This is a genomic window from Paenibacillus sp. cl6col (assembly GCF_900102125.1).
GTDB lineage: Bacteria > Bacillota > Bacilli > Paenibacillales > Paenibacillaceae > Paenibacillus_B > Paenibacillus_B suaedae.
Genome location: NZ_FNAZ01000008.1, coordinates 174,117 through 192,292 on the forward strand (window position 1 = coordinate 174,117; position 18,176 = coordinate 192,292).

15 protein-coding genes are annotated in these 18,176 nt (G+C 48.7%); 2 read left to right on the plus strand and 13 right to left on the minus strand.

The window, feature by feature from the left end; translation table 11 throughout:
• Genes gcvPB through BLS15_RS20670 form a run of 5 tightly spaced genes read right to left on the minus strand, consistent with a single transcriptional unit; the run spans nucleotide 1 to nucleotide 5,674 of the window.
• The gene (gene gcvPB / locus BLS15_RS20650; protein WP_028533739.1) at nucleotides 1–1,584 is read right to left on the minus strand and encodes an aminomethyl-transferring glycine dehydrogenase subunit GcvPB; all 1,584 of its coding nucleotides are present in this window, start codon (nucleotides 1,582–1,584) and stop codon (nucleotides 1–3) included.
• 6 nt (nucleotides 1,585–1,590) lie between these two features.
• Nucleotides 1,591–3,066, minus strand: coding sequence for an aminomethyl-transferring glycine dehydrogenase subunit GcvPA (gene gcvPA / locus BLS15_RS20655; RefSeq protein WP_028533738.1), 1,476 nt, complete (start codon nucleotides 3,064–3,066; stop codon nucleotides 1,591–1,593).
• Nucleotides 3,067–3,102: 36 nt separating this feature from the next.
• On the minus strand, nucleotides 3,103–3,885 hold the full coding sequence (locus tag BLS15_RS20660; protein WP_028533737.1) for an SDR family NAD(P)-dependent oxidoreductase: 783 nt from the start codon (nucleotides 3,883–3,885) through the stop codon (nucleotides 3,103–3,105).
• 39 nt (nucleotides 3,886–3,924) lie between these two features.
• On the minus strand, nucleotides 3,925–4,737 hold the full coding sequence (locus BLS15_RS20665) for a carbohydrate ABC transporter permease (protein WP_021252651.1): 813 nt from the start codon (nucleotides 4,735–4,737) through the stop codon (nucleotides 3,925–3,927).
• Between the two features lie 16 nt (nucleotides 4,738–4,753).
• Nucleotides 4,754–5,674 carry a carbohydrate ABC transporter permease gene (locus BLS15_RS20670; RefSeq protein ID WP_021252650.1) on the minus strand — a complete coding sequence of 307 codons (921 nt, stop codon included), beginning with the start codon at nucleotides 5,672–5,674 and terminating at the stop codon, nucleotides 4,754–4,756.
• Between the two features lie 402 nt (nucleotides 5,675–6,076).
• On the opposite strand from BLS15_RS20670, the gene BLS15_RS20675 reads away from it, so the two are divergent.
• Complete coding sequence (locus BLS15_RS20675; RefSeq protein WP_021252649.1) at nucleotides 6,077–6,478, plus strand: GNAT family N-acetyltransferase; 402 nt, start codon at nucleotides 6,077–6,079, stop codon at nucleotides 6,476–6,478.
• Between the two features lie 137 nt (nucleotides 6,479–6,615).
• Here BLS15_RS20675 and uvrC read toward each other — a convergent pair whose 3' ends face one another.
• Both uvrC and trxA read right to left on the minus strand, forming a co-directional pair.
• Nucleotides 6,616–8,775: an excinuclease ABC subunit UvrC gene (gene uvrC, locus BLS15_RS20680; RefSeq protein WP_051614208.1), complete on the minus strand. Its 2,160-nt coding sequence runs from the start codon at nucleotides 8,773–8,775 to the stop codon at nucleotides 6,616–6,618.
• 190 nt (nucleotides 8,776–8,965) lie between these two features.
• Complete coding sequence (trxA, locus tag BLS15_RS20685) at nucleotides 8,966–9,286, minus strand: thioredoxin (RefSeq protein ID WP_090513600.1); 321 nt, start codon at nucleotides 9,284–9,286, stop codon at nucleotides 8,966–8,968.
• Between the two features lie 247 nt (nucleotides 9,287–9,533).
• On the opposite strand from trxA, the gene BLS15_RS20690 reads away from it, so the two are divergent.
• Nucleotides 9,534–9,683: a hypothetical protein gene (locus BLS15_RS20690; protein ID WP_005551050.1), complete on the plus strand. Its 150-nt coding sequence runs from the start codon at nucleotides 9,534–9,536 to the stop codon at nucleotides 9,681–9,683.
• Nucleotides 9,684–9,841: 158 nt separating this feature from the next.
• On the opposite strand, the gene dnaI is transcribed toward BLS15_RS20690, so the two are convergent.
• The 6 genes from dnaI to BLS15_RS20720 form a co-directional block, all read right to left on the minus strand.
• Nucleotides 9,842–10,789, minus strand: a complete 948-nt coding sequence (dnaI, locus tag BLS15_RS20695; protein ID WP_021252647.1) for a primosomal protein DnaI — start codon at nucleotides 10,787–10,789, stop codon at nucleotides 9,842–9,844.
• Nucleotides 10,790–10,819: 30 nt separating this feature from the next.
• Nucleotides 10,820–12,334, minus strand: a complete 1,515-nt coding sequence (locus tag BLS15_RS20700; protein ID WP_021252646.1) for a DnaD domain protein — start codon at nucleotides 12,332–12,334, stop codon at nucleotides 10,820–10,822.
• A gap of 273 nt (nucleotides 12,335–12,607) precedes the next feature.
• Nucleotides 12,608–13,414 carry a phosphotransferase gene (locus BLS15_RS20705; protein WP_021252645.1) on the minus strand — a complete coding sequence of 269 codons (807 nt, stop codon included), beginning with the start codon at nucleotides 13,412–13,414 and terminating at the stop codon, nucleotides 12,608–12,610.
• A gap of 86 nt (nucleotides 13,415–13,500) precedes the next feature.
• Nucleotides 13,501–15,345 carry a S9 family peptidase gene (locus BLS15_RS20710; protein WP_051249847.1) on the minus strand — a complete coding sequence of 615 codons (1,845 nt, stop codon included), beginning with the start codon at nucleotides 15,343–15,345 and terminating at the stop codon, nucleotides 13,501–13,503.
• Between the two features lie 198 nt (nucleotides 15,346–15,543).
• A complete protein-coding gene (gene abc-f / locus BLS15_RS20715) occupies nucleotides 15,544–17,283 on the minus strand; it encodes a ribosomal protection-like ABC-F family protein (protein WP_090513602.1) in 1,740 nt (579 codons plus the stop codon).
• Nucleotides 17,284–17,757: 474 nt separating this feature from the next.
• Entirely contained in the window at nucleotides 17,758–18,051 is a 294-nt protein-coding gene (locus BLS15_RS20720) for a YuiB family protein (protein WP_036590368.1), read from the minus strand.
• Between the last annotated feature and the right edge of the window lie 125 nt (nucleotides 18,052–18,176).

Sequence of the window (18,176 nt, forward strand, 5' to 3'; positions counted from 1 at the left end):
TTACTCCTTATCCGGCAGGCCATTCGCCTGTCCCGTCTTTTTCAAGTAAGCTCGCCATGTAATGCACCATTCAGCCGGTTCATCCAGCGATTCCTCGATATTCCGATGTACCGTGCTGTGATGTGGTGCTGACTTGACGATCTCCGGTACGCTGCGAGCTTCTTCTGCAATATGGGCTAACGCTTGAATATATTCATCCAAGTCATCCTTGGAGTATGATTCCGTTGGTTCCAAGGTGAATGGCTGAGGTACAATATAAGGATGATGACTCGTCCAGTAATGCAAGCCGAAATCACACATTCTGCGCTGAATGTCTTCGGTCGTTACTCCTGTCTCACGCGTCAGCTGCTCCCAGCTATAGCGTACCTGCTCAAGCCGTCCACCTTTGACATATGGAGCGCTTGCGCCAGAAATCTGTAATATTTTATGGTACAAATAGTTATTGTTCAATACCGCAATTTCCGCAACATCCCGCAGCCCTCTTGCCCCCAAGCTGCGAATCCAAGCGTACGCCCGAACAATCGTCTGCGCAACGCCATGGAAGCTTCTGACCTTGCCAATACTCAGCTCTTGATTCGAGCGAAGCACGAATTGTTCGCCAACACGTTCAACAATTGGGCCGGGCAAAAATGGCTTTAGCTGCTCCGTAACGCCCAGAGCGCCTGCCGCAGGGCCACCGCACATATGAGGCGCCGCGAACGTCTTGTGCAGATTGAAGAAGCACATATCATATCCCGCTTCCTTCGCACGAGCGATGCCAAGAAGTCCGTTCGCGTTAGCTTGGTCGTAATAGCAAATGCCTCCTGCCGCATGTACAATGTCCGTGAACTCTTTAATGCGTGAATTAAAGATCCCTGTATCTTCAGGATTCGCTACCACGAAGCCTGCTGTTCGATTCGATACCGCCTGCTTGAGCTTCTCAATATCCGGGAATCCATCCTCGTCCGGATGCAGGGTAATGATCTTATATCCCTTCACCGCTGCGGTTGCGGCTTGAGAAGGATGAGAGAAGATCGTTGTAATAATCTCATCGCGCTGCTCGCCTTCTCCATTCGCCTCATGATACGCACGTACGATGGAGGCCATTGCGAACAATGCTTGTGTTCCGCTTCCAGGCTGGAAGGAGAAGGCGTCCATGCCCGAAATCTCACGCATCGCCTCATCCAGTCGATAGGTGATTTCCAGCATTCCCTGTACCGTGCTTACATCCTGCAACGGATGCAGCTCCGTCAGCTGCGGATTGCGAACGAGCAGCTCATTGACGCGCGGAATATATTTCATCGTGCAGGTTCCCTGACCGATTTCTACATTTAGATCACTGCCGAGTGTCTCCTGCGACAAGCGCAAGTAATGGCGAAGCACCTTGGCCTGACCGATCTCAGGCAGCTGCGGCGCACTGGCTCGCTGCATCGAGGCTGGTATGCTTGATACGACGTCACCAACAGCTTCGACAAGCTCCTGCTCCGCTTCTGGAACGAGAACGCCGCGCTCTCCTTCTCGATGCAGTTCAAATATTACCGGTTCATCCCATTTCGCTTGATGAAATTGTCTGACTGTACGATCCTTCCGAACGATTTGTTGCATCGCTTGTCACACCCCCTCTGCCATATTCACTGTCTCCGAAACCCCTGCTGCAGCTACTCCTGCAAGCGAACCATTGTCCTGCTCAGCATCCGTACTCAGTACAGCTCGAAGCTCTTCCACCAGATGATCGATCTGTTCCTTCGACATGACCTCAGTGACACAGAACAACGCGCTCTGTCCAAGTTCAGGGAACGTTCTGGACAAATCCAGACCGCCAAAGATGTGCTTGGTAAGCAAGTATTCATTGATCTCACTCACCGTCCGGCCTGTTGCGGTAAAGTCAATGACGAACTCCTTGAAAAAGGAATTTGCATAACGCAGATTTACGCCAGGCAATGCGTTCAATGCATTCGCTGCATAGCGGGATTTCTGCATAATCGTCTCGCCAACTTCGCGCATGCCATGTGGGCCAAGCAGGGCCAAATATACGCCTGCCGTAATCCCCCATAGTGCCGTCTGTGTGCCTACAGACTCCTTGCCCTGCTCGCGCTGTGCGAAGGAGGTACGTTCATAGGCAACGTCACCGAAGCCATACTCGCCTTCTACAACGGTCGGCACAATGCCGAACAGGCGGGATGGGTATTCCATGACGAACCGCTCGTCATCATGAGTTGCGATAAAGCCTGACTGACCACCGCCGTAGTTCATACGAATACCGAGCGGCTGCAAATCGCCACATACGATATCTGCGCCATAGCCGCTTGGCGGCGTCAGAACCCCTAGTGATATCGGATCAACGCCTACTACGCTGATGGCCCCATATTCATGAGCTAAGCGGCTAATTTCCTCGCCTTGCTGCTCAATGACACCGAAATAATTCGGATTTTCAATATAGACAGCTGCTGTCTGATCAGACAGCTTGCTCTTCAAATCGTTCAAATCCAGAAGCCCGCTATCCGACTCGGCTTGAACCGTGATGACTTGGATTTGTGGATGCAAATAGTTCTCAATAATCATGCGCTTATCAGGGCAGAGAATCTCCGGCACGAGTACCTCTGTACGCCCTGTCATTCGGGCAGCCATCCGCAGTGCGGTCGAAGCTGCCTGCGGCCAGTCGAATGTCGGTACGTTGACGACATCCATATCAACTATTTCAGCGACAAGACTCTGGTATTCGAACAAGGCCTGGAATCGTCCATGATCCTCGTAAGGCTCTCCCGCGTAGGCTGTCACGAATTCCGACCGTTGATTGATCTCATCGCATACAGCAGGCACAAAGTGCTGCCAGCAGCCTCCACCCAAGAAACTCGTTGCCTGCGAAGTACTCACATTCGCAGCAAGCAGTCGTTCAATATGACGCTTCAGCTCGAATTCATTCAATGCAGGTGGTAGCTCCATCTCTGACTGCATCCGCAAATGCTTCGGAATATCCCGATACAGCTCGTCGATATTCGCAATGCCTATCTCCTGCATCATCTGCGCTTTGACTTTCGGAACCGTGTTCGGAATATAAGGGTGCACATTCGATTGACGTTCCTTCATGACCTATGCTCTCTCCTTCATTATTCAGATCAAGTGTTACGCCAGTCCTCCGCCATCCACGACCAACACACTGCCGCTAACCCACTGGGACAGATCACTAGCCAAGAACAATACAGCGTTCGCAATATCCTGCGGTGTGCCGATTCTCTCCAAAGGTCTGCCTACCGCAGAGGAAGCAAGGAATGCTCCTTCTTCAACAGCAAGCTGAACCGCCTCTTCACGCAGCAGCGGCGTATCTGTATCGCCCGGACATACGCAGTTGACACGAATATTGTCCTTGCCGAAATCAATTGCCATCGCCTTGGTCAAGTTCACAACCCCTGCCTTCGCAGCACAATACGCCGCAGCTTGGTCGCCGCCCTTCAAGCCCCATCCGGAACCTGTATTAATAATGCTACCGCCTCCTCCAGCAGCCATTACCGGAATCGCGTATTTAGACAGCAGGTATGCCCCCTTCAGGGAGACGTCTATGACCAAATCCCAATCCTGTTCCTCCAGCTCAACGACCGTCTTGCGGCGAATGACGCCTGCATTATTAAACAGAATATCAATGCCTCCATACCATTCCTGCGTCATGCGAGCTGCACGCTCACAGTCTTCGGCCTTCGTTACATTGCAGGACACAAACTGTGCTTCTCCGCCAGCATTCCGAATCTCTTCGACTGTCTCCTGCCCTTGCTTTTCTCCAATATCAGCGATGACTACATTCGCTCCGAAGCGCGCCAAGCATTGTGCCGTAGCACGTCCAATACCGGATGCTCCTCCTGTAATGATCGCTGTCTTGCCTTTCAGGCCAAATACATCTATCTGCTGCGTCATTCATAATCCCTCCGTTATCTGCGTTATGTGCTCAAGTTGTTAGCCCTTCATGCCTGTTGTTGCAATTCCCGTAACGATATAACGCTGTGCTGCGAAGAAGATTGCAAGCGGCGGCAAGCAAATCATACTCGTTACGGCCATAATCGCATCCATCTTCACCTCATACATCCCTTTGAACTGCGACAAGCCCAGCGTCAGCGTGTACTTGCTCTGATCGTTCAAGAAAATGAGCGGACCCAAATAGTCGTTCCATGTGCCGAGGAAGTTGAACACCGCAACCAGAATCAATGCTGGAGCCATGAGCGGCACAATGAGACGTATGAACGATTGCAGCGGATTAGCGCCATCGATGCGTGCTGCTTCCTCTAGTTCCGGCGGAATCGTCATAATGAACTGACGAAGCAGGAAAATATAGAATGCTGAGCCGAAGAAAGAAGGAACAATCAACGGCTTCAACGTATTGATCCAACCAAGTGCGTTAAACTCCATATACAGCGGAATCATCGTTACTTCCCAAGGAATCATCATGGATGCTAGCAAAATAATAAATAATACTTTGCTGCCCTTGAACCGGAATCTGGCGAATCCATAAGCAACCAGTGCTGAGGATACAACCTGACCAATAAGTGACATAACCGATACAATCAATGAATTTTGTAAAAACACGTCAAACGGCTGTGAATTCCATGCTTTTGCAAAGTTGCCGAAATTCAAAGTGCTCGGAATCCATTGCGGTGGGAACAAGAACAATTCTTCGGGCGACTTCAATGATGTTGAGAGCATCCAATAGAAGGGCGCCAAGAACAACACGGTAAAAAAGATGAGCAGTGCGTAAGTTATTATTTTTTTCATCAGAATCTCCCCCTCCTCAGCCTTTGCCGCCCTTCATTTCACCTTCGTAATACACCCATGCCGACGAAGAGCGGAACACGAGCATCGTCAGAACAAGCACAATCGCGAACATGAACCATGCATTCGCAGAAGCGTAGCCCATCTTGGAATATTTGAAGGCATTTTCGTACATATACATCGCATAGAAATACGTGGAATTAAGCGGACCTCCACCCGTTAACACCAAGGCGAGCGTCAACTGCTGGAACGCAGAAATAATCGTTGTAATCAAGTTAAATAAGATGGTCGGACTAAGCATTGGCAGCGTAATCCGGAAAAATTGCGATACCGTCCCTGCACCATCAATGGCGGAAGCCTCATACAGCTCACGAGGGATGTTCTTAAGCCCCGCCAAGAAAATGAGCATCATGGAACCCTGTCCCCACAGGCTGGCGAACACCATCGCTACGAGAGACCATTTCGGGTCGTTCAGCCAGTTCGGCCCTTCTACCCCAATCAGCGATAAGGCATAGTTCAAAATTCCATATTCTCCGTCGTACACCCACGACCAAATCATCGCCAGCGCGACACCGGAAATAACGGAAGGTACATAGAACGCTGTACGGAAAAATCCACTGCCCCGCACGTTGCGGTTCAGCAGTATCGCAAGTCCAAGCGCAATTAGAATGTTAACGGGCACAAATATAATGGCGAACTTCACCGTAACCGTCAATGATGTCCAGAATAACGGATCATCCGTGAACATGTTAATAAAGTTATCCAAGCCGACAAACGTCTTCTCCCCAACAATTGGCCAATCAAAGAAGCTGATAATAAAAGAAAAAATGAGTGGACCGAGGGTGAATGCGAGAAAGCCGATTATCCATGGCATGATGAATAAGTAAGGCACGGCAGAATGCATGCGAAGCGAAAACGATCGTTTTTTTCTTATTTCCATAGGGGCTTCGTTCCTTTCTTTGTTGTTCGTCATCATAGGTTGCAGTGCAACAGGCGCTGCCGTACGATAATGTTGAGACTGGATGATCGGCTCTTTCTATAGCACAGCTCGAATTGATGGGCACATCGTAGGTATCATTGTAGATGAGATGTAAGCGTTTTTACACGGAAGGCTGTTTCTCATTGGGGGGGACTTTGTTTGAACATCCTCTCGCTCATCCAGGTATGGGGGTGTATTTGTTCGCTAAGTGACGTCTTTTTGTTCGATTGCAAGAAGATTGGTATGAGGAAGATCAATTCACTCATGTTTCACTATCAACAAGATCACACTTGAATCACTTGCGGGAAACGTGCGGGAAGTGCATCATTTAGCTATGTTGAGATAGGGGGTGTAGGTTGTACTATGGAAATTCGATATGAATCGGAACTTCCAACACCAGAGGAGATATATGAGTTGTATGAATATCTTCAATGGAACACTTATTTGGGGCTGTCACAAGAAAAGCTGCTAAAGGCGATGCAGCAAAGCTACTGCGCTATTTACGCCTATCATGAGGAGCAGTTGATCGGCACGGGAAGAATTATTTCAGATGGGATAATAAATGCGTACTTGTGTGGGCTGGGCGTTCATCCAGACTATCGAGGCCAAGGGATTGGGACTGCAATCAGTCGGTTGCTAATGGAGCAGTGCAGCAATCAAAACCTGCATCTTCAGTTTTTCTGTGAAGAAGAACTCGTTCCATACTATGAAAAATTAGGCTCTACCGTATTTGCCGTGGGGATGAAGCCTGCGAATAAGAGATAATGCGCAGTGGGTGCTTCGTTCGGAGAGCCCTCTACAAAAAAACATGACTGAGGCAGCCAGTGAGCCAAGGCCTCAGTCATGTTTCATACTTCTTATATCGTCGATCTTATTAGAGCATTCAGCACATACCACCGAGGCTAATCGGCGCTATTGTTCGGTTCATGCTCACGCTCGCTTCCATCCGGCTGATCCTCTGTATCAAGGAGTCCATCAGGTGTAAGCTGAGCACTATCTGATCGCAAGGCATCCAGAATCGTTTGAGCAAGTTTCTCTCCGATCCCTGCCTCGCGCAATTGTTCGATCGATGCTTCCCGAATCTTCTTCAATGATCCGAAATGCTTCAACAGATGCTTGCGCCGCTTCTCGCCTATACCTGGAATTGAATCGAGCGCTGACGCGACCATAGACTTCGCACGCCGCTCCCGATGGAACGAGATTGCGAAGCGGTGAACTTCCTCCTGAATGCGCTGTAGCATATAGAATTCTTGGCTGTCTCGTCCAAGTGCCACAATTTCAGGCGGATCACCGGCCATCAATTGCGCTGTCTTATGCTTATTGTCCTTCACGAGACCGCACACTGGTATCGTCAAGCCAAGCTCATTCTCCAGCACATCAAGGGCAGCGGACATCTGGCCTTTCCCACCGTCCACAATAATCAGATCAGGCATGTCGAGCTGTTCTTTCAAGACCCGCTCATACCGTCTGCGGATGACCTCGCGCATCGTTTCATAATCATCCGGCCCTTGCACTGTGCGTACCTTGTACTTCCGGTATTCTTTCTTCGCGGGTTTGCCATCGATAAAGACCACCATAGCCGATACCGGGTCTGAGCCTTGAATATTCGAGTTGTCAAAAGCCTCAATACGGCGGGCATTGTCGATGCCAAGCGCTTCTCCGAGTCGTTCAGCAGCACGCAACGTACGATCCTCATTGCGTTCCTGCATCTTGAACTTCTCATCGAGCGCAACACGCGCATTTTCCATCGCCATCGAAATCATCTGCTTCTTCAGCCCGCGCTTCGGAATGTGCACTTTGACGTTCAGCCACTGCTGAAGCTCCTCGGCACCCGCTATACTGCCATCCGAGCCGCCATCCGCTTCCTCATCGATAGACTCCGCCTGCGTAGGCTCATGCTCATCCTGAATTGCAGCATCTTGTGCATGCTCATCAGCATCAGGATCTACGCTGCCCGCGTCCTTCTCTCCTCCATCTTCCTCGCGAGTGAATAGTCCAAGGCGATCCGAATTAGGGAGCAGTATTTCCTTCGGCAGCGCAGGATTCTCACTATAAAATTGGGTAACGAACGACATGAAGTCTGCATAAGGTTCCCCATAGAATGGGAATTTGGTTGCATGCCGTTCGATCATTTTGCCTTGTCGAACATATAGAATTTGAACGCACATCCAGCCTTTATCTACGGCAAAGCCAAATACGTCGCGATCAAGCTGATCAGCCGTATTAATGTTCTGCTTTTCCATAATGGCACGAATCGCGATCAACTGATCCCGATATTCCTTAGCACGCTCGAATTGCATCTCTTCAGCGGCTTCTTCCATCTTCCGCTGCAGTTCCTTCTTAATCTCCTCATGTCCACCGCTTAAGAACTTCGCGATTTCCTGCACCATCTCTTCATACTGTGCCTCTGTTACCTCGTATACACAAGGCGCAAGGCATTGTCCAATATGGTGGTACAAGCACACTCGATCCGGCAATGTATTGCACTTGCGTAGCGGATATAAGCGATCAAGCAGCTTCTTCGTCTGCGTTGCAGCGAAGGAGTTCGGGTATGGGCCGAAATACTTCGCTTTGTCCTTCAGCACACGACGTGTAACCTCAAGCCGTGGATGGCGTTCATTCGTAATTTTAATATATGGGAACGTCTTATCATCCTTGAGCAGCACATTATATCTAGGATGATGCTGCTTAATTAGATTACATTCCAAAATGAGGGCTTCCATGTTACTGGAAGTGACGATATATTCAAAGTCGCGAATTTCCGAGACCAGCCGCTGTGTCTTGCCATCATGGCTGCCATTGAAATAAGAACGCACTCGGTTCTTCAACACTTTGGCCTTACCGACATAAATAATGGTTCCCTCATGGTTCTTCATAAGATAGCATCCTGGCGAATCAGGAAGCAAAGCCAGCTTATTGCGTATTCGTTCCAATGCCTGTTCCCGTTCTGCAAGTTCCTCTGGCGACAGCTCCTGCTGCTCGTCCGTAGAATAACGTTCGTTCCAACGCTCCTTCCAGCGAACTGCCCGCCAATTGGATTGGTTGTTGTCTATTTCGCTCATCGTCCTCCCCCTTTCTTCTATAATACGAATATATGATCCTATTGTATACGAGCGGAGACATAAGAAAAAGCCCTCCCACAACGGGAAGGGCTGGCAATCTATAGCTTGCGCTTCGACCACATCAAGCTCATTCAAGCTGTTCCGCAACAGAACAGACCTTCTATAGGTTGTCCTCTGTGGACAATCTCGATTATTGATGCTTGCTGATCAAGTTCTTCAATGCATCCTTGGAGTTCAAGCCTACAACCTTATCAATAGGTTGGCCGTCCTTGAACACGATGATTGTAGGGATGCTCATTACGCCAAAGCGAGATGCGGATTCAGGATTCTCATCCACGTTTACTTTTGCAACAGTCGCTTGACCGTTTACTTCGCTTTCCAATTCATCAAGAATAGGAGCAAGCATTTTACAAGGGCCGCACCATGGCGCCCAAAAATCGACCAATACAACGCCTTGCTGACCTTCAACTTCAGTCTTGAACGTTTGGTCGGATACGTTAACGATAGCCATATTTGGTTCCTCCTTTATGTGAGAAGCTTACAATTTGAGTCAACATGTAAAGTATACCACAGTTCAAGGTTTTATGTGAAATTCGCACCTCATTTTTGCATCCAATTTGTCACATCCTAAGAGAGCGCTGTCTTTACAGTAACGACGCAGTTCGGTATACTAAAAACGATAAGAAATTGGGTGAAAATACCTGTCGCTGCCATGACATACGTCATTGCAACAGACATGTAAGATAGGAGGCCCCTTGATGGAAGCGAGAGCAATTGATCCGCGTGAGCATGTGAACGAGGAACCGCGCAACGATTTCTCCGATCTGATGTTCGGGTTCGGTGCAATGGCCGGATTTATGACGGTTGTCTTCTTCGGCATGGTTATCGTGAAGTTCATCATCTCCTAACCCTGGCTACGGTGCGTTCCCTTCGTGGAACGCACCACAGTGGTATCCACAGCTCGTGAAATAAGCCCGGTTCGCACTAGATGCGACCGGGCTTTATTGTAATTTGTATGGAGCCACTGAAACAAGGCTCGTATACAACACTCATTGGATATTCAACTTTACTTTCCACGCTTGTTCCGACCTTGTACGTGCACCTCTTTGACAAATGGAGCGATCCGATTCATCAGTCGCTCGGCCTTATGGACATCCTCACCTTCACGCGTGAAGCTAAAGTGCTTCTGCAAGGCTTCCATATCATAATTCGACGTATAGAACGTAGGTTTGCGGTTCATCCGATAATTCAAGATCGAGCCAAGCACATGATCCCGAACCCATGGCGTTATATTCTCAGCACCAATATCATCGAACACGAGCAGATCGGTTTCCTTCATCATCTCAATGGTCTCCCGCAGCCTTTGCGGCTCCTGGAACATCGACTTGAGCTCTTCTACGAACTCAGGCATATACACGATAACCCCCGTATAGTTGGCACGGGCAAGCTCATACAATACATAGCTCATCAAGAAGGTCTTGCCGGTTCCGAACGATCCTACGAGATACAATCCCTCTGACATTAAGCCTTCGCTCTTCGTCTTCTCAATATATTCAATGATGCTTAAAACAGCAGGCGTCCGTTCAATATCATTCTCAAGTATTTCAGATGCCGAATACCCCCGCTTCAATGCAGTCTCGTCCACATAGAAGGAGCGTACTCGATTATGAATCGCCTGCTGGCGTTCACTTGCCAGCAGCTTCTTGCAGGGCACCTTCCGATCATAGATATAATTGTGCCCATTCAAGTTGTCAGCGCTCAACATCGTGTAATGTCCATGGAAGTCATTTGGGCATTGATCCAAGCCCGGACAATGGGAACAATGATCATATTCCGTTACATACTGATACAGCTTGTTCATATTGATGCGAAGGTCGCGTTCCGTCAGCTCTGGATACTTGGAGCGAAATTGCATGATCTGCGGATCAGTAAGCAGCTTTTCAATTTTTTGTTCCGCATGAGCTCTGCGGGCATTAACCGGCAATTGCTTCAATATATCTCCGATTGATTCCATACTTCGCACCTCCATTCTGATCTAGCTCTATTATACGCGCCCTTCGTCCAAACGTCGCGCTAACTCACGTGCGCGCTCCAACTCCTCGGGTGACAACCCTGATCCAGCTCCCGCTCCACTAGGCTGCACGACCGGAATCGAAGGCTTGGCGGCTTTGTTATTATAGCGGCCACGCGAACGAGGCTGTCTGCTTGCATCTGCACGAGAGGCTTGTGTTCGGCCTGCTCCATTCACCTGCGTCTGCTCACGCGTATACGTAACTGCTTGTTCATACGTACGAATCTGCTTGACCAGCATATTGGACACAATCGCCTCAACGAAGTTCCGGTTCAATCTGTGCTCCGATCCGCTTACCAGCATCGTCATCAAATAATGAATAAGAACATTGATAACCTCATCAGGCATCTTATAATTCAAGTCCATCTTGGTAAACATATCAAGGAATGAGTCCGGAACAGCACCCGGGAAGAACTTCTCAAGCAGCTGCGTATACGGTGTATTGCGAAGCAGCATATTGTATTGATGAATATCGCATTTATCACGGAATTGCGGCGGCACTTCTACATAGAATTCCATTTGCACCGCGACTTCCTCTTCATGATCTTCCTTCACTTGATCCTTCTGCTCAATCCGATGCTGCACTCGCTCGCGATGTTCGCTTCTTCGCTTGTTCTGACGGAAGTGAAGGTGGGCCCGGTGCTGAAGTTCCTCCAGTGCAACTACCCCATCCTGCGAGAAGACACCGTCTTCATCCAGCAAGCGGCACAGTTCCTGAAGAGTCAGCTCGAACTTGCGGACAACGTAATTAATTGTGCCCATACTTTCTTTATTGTATCGAAGTTGTTCTACGAACTTCCGATTATAGGATTGCTTCGGGAACCGCATAATAATATCTGCATAATTGATGTCAACGGATTCTGGATCGGAATCTGAAATTGTCGTTCGGCTCGGGGCTACTTCCTGGAGCGCCTGTTCCAGCTCGAAATCAATGACATGCGTATTTAGTCGGAACAGTTCATAGAAAGGAACAGATATGTTCTCCCGCTGCATATTGGAGGCGACTCCTTCATAGGGATCATCCGTCGTAAACTGCTGGCGCAAGGATAGCACCGCATATTTGCCGACCTTATCCCGTAAGAGAAGCGTCAAATGCTGTGTCTCGAAAAATTCCTTCGGAGACAGCGGACACTGCATCTCATACTCATACATACAATCATCCATATCTGGAAGCATCACTCTTGACGTGTTCAACAAACCTACAGCTTCAAGCTTGGAGGCTTGCTCTATGAAATACGTACGCCCCTTCTCACTTGGCTCCAATCCAAGAAGCAGGAACAACCGGCGCTGCGCATCTATAGCGGAATACCCCGTCTTGTCCGGTGCTACATGCTGGCAGAGAAGCTGATACATGCCGATCGCAAATGCCCCCACCATTGGCTGATACACATGGGACAGCATCTTCTGATCCAACTCGCTTAAGCTAAATTCTCGGTAAGTCACATAACGATGATGTTCTGTAAAATGGTGCATATTCGACATCCGCATCGTCGTATCTTTCTCTCCTTCCGCTCTTATCAGTCCACCTATTGTAACATAAATGGGGTTCGCTCGTCCGACAAAATCGTGGTAAAAAAGACACGCTATACCGATCGCAAACAGCATCAAAAAAAGCGCAGAGAGCAATTTATATGCTCATCTGCGCAGGTCGAAATATGAATATATTCTATTCATGATTTATATTTGTCTGCTCAAACAAAATCACGCTACAAGGCGATCGATCGCTTTCAATGAACGCTCCTGAATTGTGTAATACTTTATTCAATCCGATATCCACTCATCGAAATGATCAGATACAAACTGAATTTCGCTTTCATAATGCGCTAAATGTCCTTCTTCCACCATTTTTTGAAAGGCAGGATTTCCATCAGCGGCACCCGTTCTCAATGTATGGCACAGCGCAGTCAAACGCTCAATAATCCACCGCCGCAAATCGTTAGGCACCGGAATACCATACGCTTCAAAAAACAAATGAATTCGCCGACGGCGCTCTACAGCGTGCATATCTGCTCGGTATGCTACTGTATTACCAACACTATGATCCGGTGCGAAACTGGAAAGCGGAACCGATGTGTATAGAGAATACGCAATGTCCCACATACGCGGACCAGGGCCGGCCATGTCAAAATCAATTAGCGCCACAGGCGCCTCCTGTTGAAAGACTACATTATACAATGCAGCATCATTATGACAGATTACTTCATGCTCGCCTTCATCAGGATAGCTAAGCTGCCATTTTCCCCCTCTTAGGAAAGCGAACCCTTCTGTCGCATCATGGAACCGGCGCTGAAGACGCGCCAAGCCTACAAGCGTCTCGTCCGACCACATGTATGGTTCAAGGTCAGGGTAGTTGTTCCCTGGAGCTTCTCCAGAAATAAATGACAAGATTTCACGATCAGAGTCATCGATTCCGAGAAATCTAGGCGCCCCCTCAAAACCTTGCTGCTCCAAATGTAGCAGCAGTTCATGTACAAACGGACTCCAATAGCCTGTGGGGCGGCGAACCGTGTTCGCCATGCGCACAATATGATTCACATTGCCGCCTGTTAATACTTCCTCCTGCGTCACTTGCTTCTTACCTCATTTCTTGTACGCTGCACATTGATGTGATCCATCCGTTTTAATAGATGGCAATGACCGCTATTCACGTTCTGCTAATCGACATGTTCTGCCGCAACTGCTGACACCGCTTCTTGTTCATGATGTCGCTTCAGGAATTCGACGATGCCTCGATAGACACGCATCTCATTCTCTTTCTTAGAGAATCCATGTCCTTCATCATCCAGTACAATATATTCCACCTCGCGCCCAAGCTGGCGAAGTTTCTCAACAATCTGATCAGACTCTTCCTTCACAACGCGAGGATCATTCGCCCCTTGAATAACCAGCATCGGATTCGTCATGCTCTCCAAGTACGTAATCGGAGAATCCGTGATGAAGCGTTCCTTATCCTGTTCCGGATCCCCTACCCATTGCTTCATAATCGGCTTCCAATGATCCGGTACGGAATGATAGAACGTGAATAAGTTGCTGACACCGAAAATATCGACAGCAGCTCGGAAGTAATCGGCATGTCTTCCAGCAAGCAGAAGCGTCATATAACCTCCATAGCTGCCACCTACCACGAAGAGGCGCTCTTTCGAAGAGATGCCCTGCTCGAACAACCACTCCATCCCTGCCACACAATCGAGACGCGGCCCTTCACCCCAGTCGCCTTCGACAAGCTTGACGAAGGAGCTGCCATAGCCTGTGCTGCCGCGGAAGTTCGGTGCGAATACATGGTACCCTTGTGCAAGGAAGTATTGGAACATACTGCGGAAAAAGCGGCGTTCCGCGGACTGAGGCCCGCCATGCGGCCAAAAGATCGTATAACCGTTCGCCAGTTCATCCTTTGCACGGAACAGCAGTGCCTCGATTTCCATCCCATCGAAGGACGGATAGGTCACTACCTCAGGATCAACTAATTGCTCAGATGTCAGACCAACCGGCATATTTTGCGTAAGCTGAACCCAAGCTGTGCCTTCCTCCAGCTTATAGATATTGGTCGGTGTAACCGCACCACGATTAAGGATGTACAAGGCTCCCGACTTAGCAACGTGAAGCTGGTTCAAGATTGGCGTCGGCATCTCGATTGCTTCTGGCGTGCCTGTATCAAGAGGAATACGGTACAATCTATCCTCTACTCCGACCTCTGTCACGAGATAAAGCGTCCGTGTATCCTTATGCCACTTGAGTTCCATGCCGCTCTCATGCTCAATTCGGCACAATTCAGCATATTGCTGGGTAGGAATATGGTAGGTAGCCACATAAGCGAACTCTGCCTTGTAGTCTGTCAAGAAGGCGACCGTATCCTCATCGACAAAGACCGCACTCAAGCTCAGATGCACCTCATCCGCCCCAGCTTGAGGAATAAGAGGGAAATCCCCCTCTTCCGTGCGTACGTAGCAAACTTGATAGGTGTTGCCGTAAGACTTGGCATACACGAACTGCTTCTCACTCGGACTTACTGCCTCCAGCTGATGCAGAGCACCCTGCCCCTCAATAAGCAGTTCATCCTGCTTCGTACGGAGATTGTATACACGAGCATTCAAAAAGGACGGGTTATTCCGGCTCGTGCAATAATAGATACGCTCCCCGTCATCAGACAAATGTGCAAAATAGAACTTATCTTTTTCATCTGCCTCAAGCAACGGCAGCGGATTTCCTCCCTGTGTCGGAAGCGCATACATATGATAGTTCTCATCGCCGTCTCTGTCGAAGCTGCAGAGGATATGGCGCTGCTGCGGATCAATCGAGATAAAATTGCTTACTTGATTGTTATAAGTTAATGGATATGGGAAAGATGGCTTGTCTTGGTTCAAATCTATGGCCCACAAGTTGTTATGACCATTCAAGTTACTGCTGAATATAAGCCTTGTCTCGTCCAGGCTCACCGTGAACTGGCGGATGACTGTCGATTGAAAATATTGTTCAACATCAGGTGTTGGAAATTGCAACAACATGCTTCTTCCTCCTTATATGCCCAAACATTGGGTTAAGTGGTATATGAATATCCAAGATGTATAATAGTTCCATCATAACGTGTTCATAGATCGAGGTAAAGCCCCCTACCTTGCACACACAAACCGCAGCACCTCCTTGCAAATGCTGCGGCGGTTGGGGTTGTGTATGCTCCGCTGAATTGTTAAGCTGCTTGCTTATTGCTGCTTGCGCCGCTTAAGCAGCTCCGTATATTGCCGCTCCAACTCTTCGATGTTGTCTCCCTTGCGCGGAGCAGACAAACGTCCAATCAAGTCTGCCCATTCCAGATCCAGCTTCAATCGCTCCTCAGCCGACATCGATGTGAGCGATTGTTCATTTTTTAGAGCTTCCTGTGCAAGTACAAATTCTGAAGAGCCTCCTGCCTCAGCAGGTCGAGGGCGCTGTCGCTCACGAAATGCTTCAATCGTCATCCATTCCAGCTCGCCGTCACGGAACACAATCGTATGGGTAGCCGTTCGATTCAGCAGCATGCGATCATGCGTCGCGAACAGGATCGTCCCCGGATACTCAAGCAGTACACGCTCCAGCTCCTCACGCGTGTCGATATCCAAATAGTTCGTCGGCTCATCAAGCAGCAGCATATTTGCTTCGCTCATGAACAGTTTGGCGAGCTGTGTCTTCACCTTCTCGCCCCCACTTAGCTGCCATACCGGCTTCAACGCCTCATCCCGGCACAGTCTAAGCCGAGCCAATACCGTCCGCACCATCGTCTGATCATAGACGCTCGACTTCAATACATTGTCCAGTACACTGGCCTGCAGATCTAAGGCATACAGCTTCTGATCGAAATATGCCATTCGCGCACTAGGAGAGAAGCGAATTCGTCCTTCCCCCATCGTCACATCTCGATCTCCTGCAGATCTCAGCTCATAGGCCTCCACCAATCGACGGAGTAAGGTTGTCTTCCCAGCTCCATTCGAACCGACTAAGGCGACACGCATATTCGGCCGAATGCTGAAGGAACTGCTCTGTAACAACTCACGGTCGCCTGCACGTAGCGCAAGCCCTTGAACCTCCACAGCCTGCTTGCTGCGAATCGGGGCATGGCATTCCGCATTGAACAACACCTGCACCTGCTCAAATGGCTTTTCCACGACCTCCAGCTGATCAAGACGCTTCTCTATCGCCTTAACCGTCTTCTCTACCTTCGCCTGCTTGCGATTGAAGTGTGGACGCGCAAGCCTCATTTCCTTACTGGTCAATCCTTTTTTAGGCTTGCCGACCTTACTTGCATGTTCTTTCTTCTCTACAATCGCTTCCTGCAATCGGCCTCTCTCCGCGACATAATTGTCATACGAGCGTTGGTGCTCCAGCCGCAGTCGTTCCTTTTCCCTGCGATAATCCTCATATCCGCCAGTAAAGACATGAATCTGTTCGTTCTCCACTTCCCAGATTCTCGTTGCCACATGATTGAGCAGCGTTCGGTCATGTGAAATGAACAATAACGCGCCTGTCCTGGAATATTCGATCATTCGATCCTCAAGCCACTCCATTCCTTCCACATCCAAATGGCTTGTCGGTTCATCGAGCATCAACAGTCCTGCACCTGCGTTCATGGCCTCATTCAATCGACGCTTCGTCCGTTCGCCGCCACTTAATGTTACTTCCTCTGCTTCTTCCTCCCGCACATCATCTAGTTGTGGCACGAAAGATGTTACTACATTGCAGACTACGTTTCCTTCATCTGGCTCTACCATGCCAGCCAATATACGCTGCAATGTTGTCTTCCCGACTCCGTTGGCGCCAATAAGTCCGATTCGATCTCCTGCATAAATGCGAAGAGAACCGTCCGTGCGGAACAAGCGGCGATCAGCTACATAGGCTGCCAATTGGTGGGCTTCCAATACAAGATGGCCCGATTTATGTTTGAATTGTGCTATATGGTTGTTAGTCATAAAAAAACCTCCCTGGGTAACCCAGAGAGGATAGTGTGCATACGGCTGCAAGCTTGCGCTTCACTTATGGTATGGAATCGAACAAGTATGCTATGCACGTGCCTATACACATATGCCACAGCAAACCGTCCTAAGCAGCGATGCGTCTCTCCCCAATTTTCTCCTCATTCAAAATTGACACAGAGGTAATGAGTACAAGTGCAGCACCGTGCGTTATTCCATTAAGTGATGAATGATGCAAGCTAAAATATAACGGCCGATATCAATCTGCGAAAATGGGCAGACCTATCCTCTCTGAACGTACATTTTGAAATATAAAGCTGTCAAAATGACTTCTATCAGATCAGATTAGTTCTCCATCGCAGTAGATACCTTGCCCTTTCATTCGAATAAAATCTTACGCATAGAAAAGTTCTGATGCGATCTGTATCATTGTATGCCAATTTACTCAGATTTATCAAGTACAATTTGACATTAGAACATCTGATATCCGCTCTTGCGCAAGAAATGAATCGTCTTTCCGCTAATATATGCCCCTGCAAGTCCAGCTATCGCCGTTAAATATCCCTGCAAGCCAATGCCCGCCAAATTGTCCATAATCGATACATCCTGCTTCCACAGCATAATGACCATTGCTGGCAGCAATACGACTAAATAGATGCCGATCGGGAACCACGTTGTCTTCATCAGCATGTTCAAAATAAAGCCAATGCCGAACATCATCACGAAGAATAGCACCATTAAAATGAAGACCATTATCCAGCCCAACATGTTGCAACCCGCCTCCTGCTTCGCTTCGTACAATCTATTATTATCCAATTAAATATCCATATTTCGCTAATTCCTGAATAGTCTTAGTGTACTTGTACCAGGGCCAAAAATCAACGAACATT

Excerpts from the sequence above, each read along its gene's own strand:
- dnaI (WP_021252647.1), bottom strand. The coding sequence starts at position 10,789 with ATGGAATCAATCGGAGATATATTGAAGCAATTGCCGGTTAATGCCCGC.
- BLS15_RS20660 (WP_028533737.1), bottom strand. The coding sequence starts at position 3,885 with ATGACGCAGCAGATAGATGTATTTGGCCTGAAAGGCAAGACAGCGATC.
- abc-f (WP_090513602.1), bottom strand. The coding sequence starts at position 17,283 with ATGACTAACAACCATATAGCACAATTCAAACATAAATCGGGCCATCTT.
- uvrC (WP_051614208.1), bottom strand. The coding sequence starts at position 8,775 with ATGAGCGAAATAGACAACAACCAATCCAATTGGCGGGCAGTTCGCTGG.
- BLS15_RS20700 (WP_021252646.1), bottom strand. The coding sequence starts at position 12,334 with ATGCGGATGTCGAATATGCACCATTTTACAGAACATCATCGTTATGTG.
- BLS15_RS20665 (WP_021252651.1), bottom strand. The coding sequence starts at position 4,737 with ATGAAAAAAATAATAACTTACGCACTGCTCATCTTTTTTACCGTGTTG.
- BLS15_RS20690 (WP_005551050.1), top strand. The coding sequence starts at position 9,534 with ATGGAAGCGAGAGCAATTGATCCGCGTGAGCATGTGAACGAGGAACCG.
- gcvPB (WP_028533739.1), bottom strand. The coding sequence starts at position 1,584 with ATGCAACAAATCGTTCGGAAGGATCGTACAGTCAGACAATTTCATCAA.
- BLS15_RS20675 (WP_021252649.1), top strand. The coding sequence starts at position 6,077 with ATGGAAATTCGATATGAATCGGAACTTCCAACACCAGAGGAGATATAT.
- trxA (WP_090513600.1), bottom strand. The coding sequence starts at position 9,286 with ATGGCTATCGTTAACGTATCCGACCAAACGTTCAAGACTGAAGTTGAA.
- gcvPA (WP_028533738.1), bottom strand. The coding sequence starts at position 3,066 with ATGAAGGAACGTCAATCGAATGTGCACCCTTATATTCCGAACACGGTT.
- BLS15_RS20670 (WP_021252650.1), bottom strand. The coding sequence starts at position 5,674 with ATGGAAATAAGAAAAAAACGATCGTTTTCGCTTCGCATGCATTCTGCC.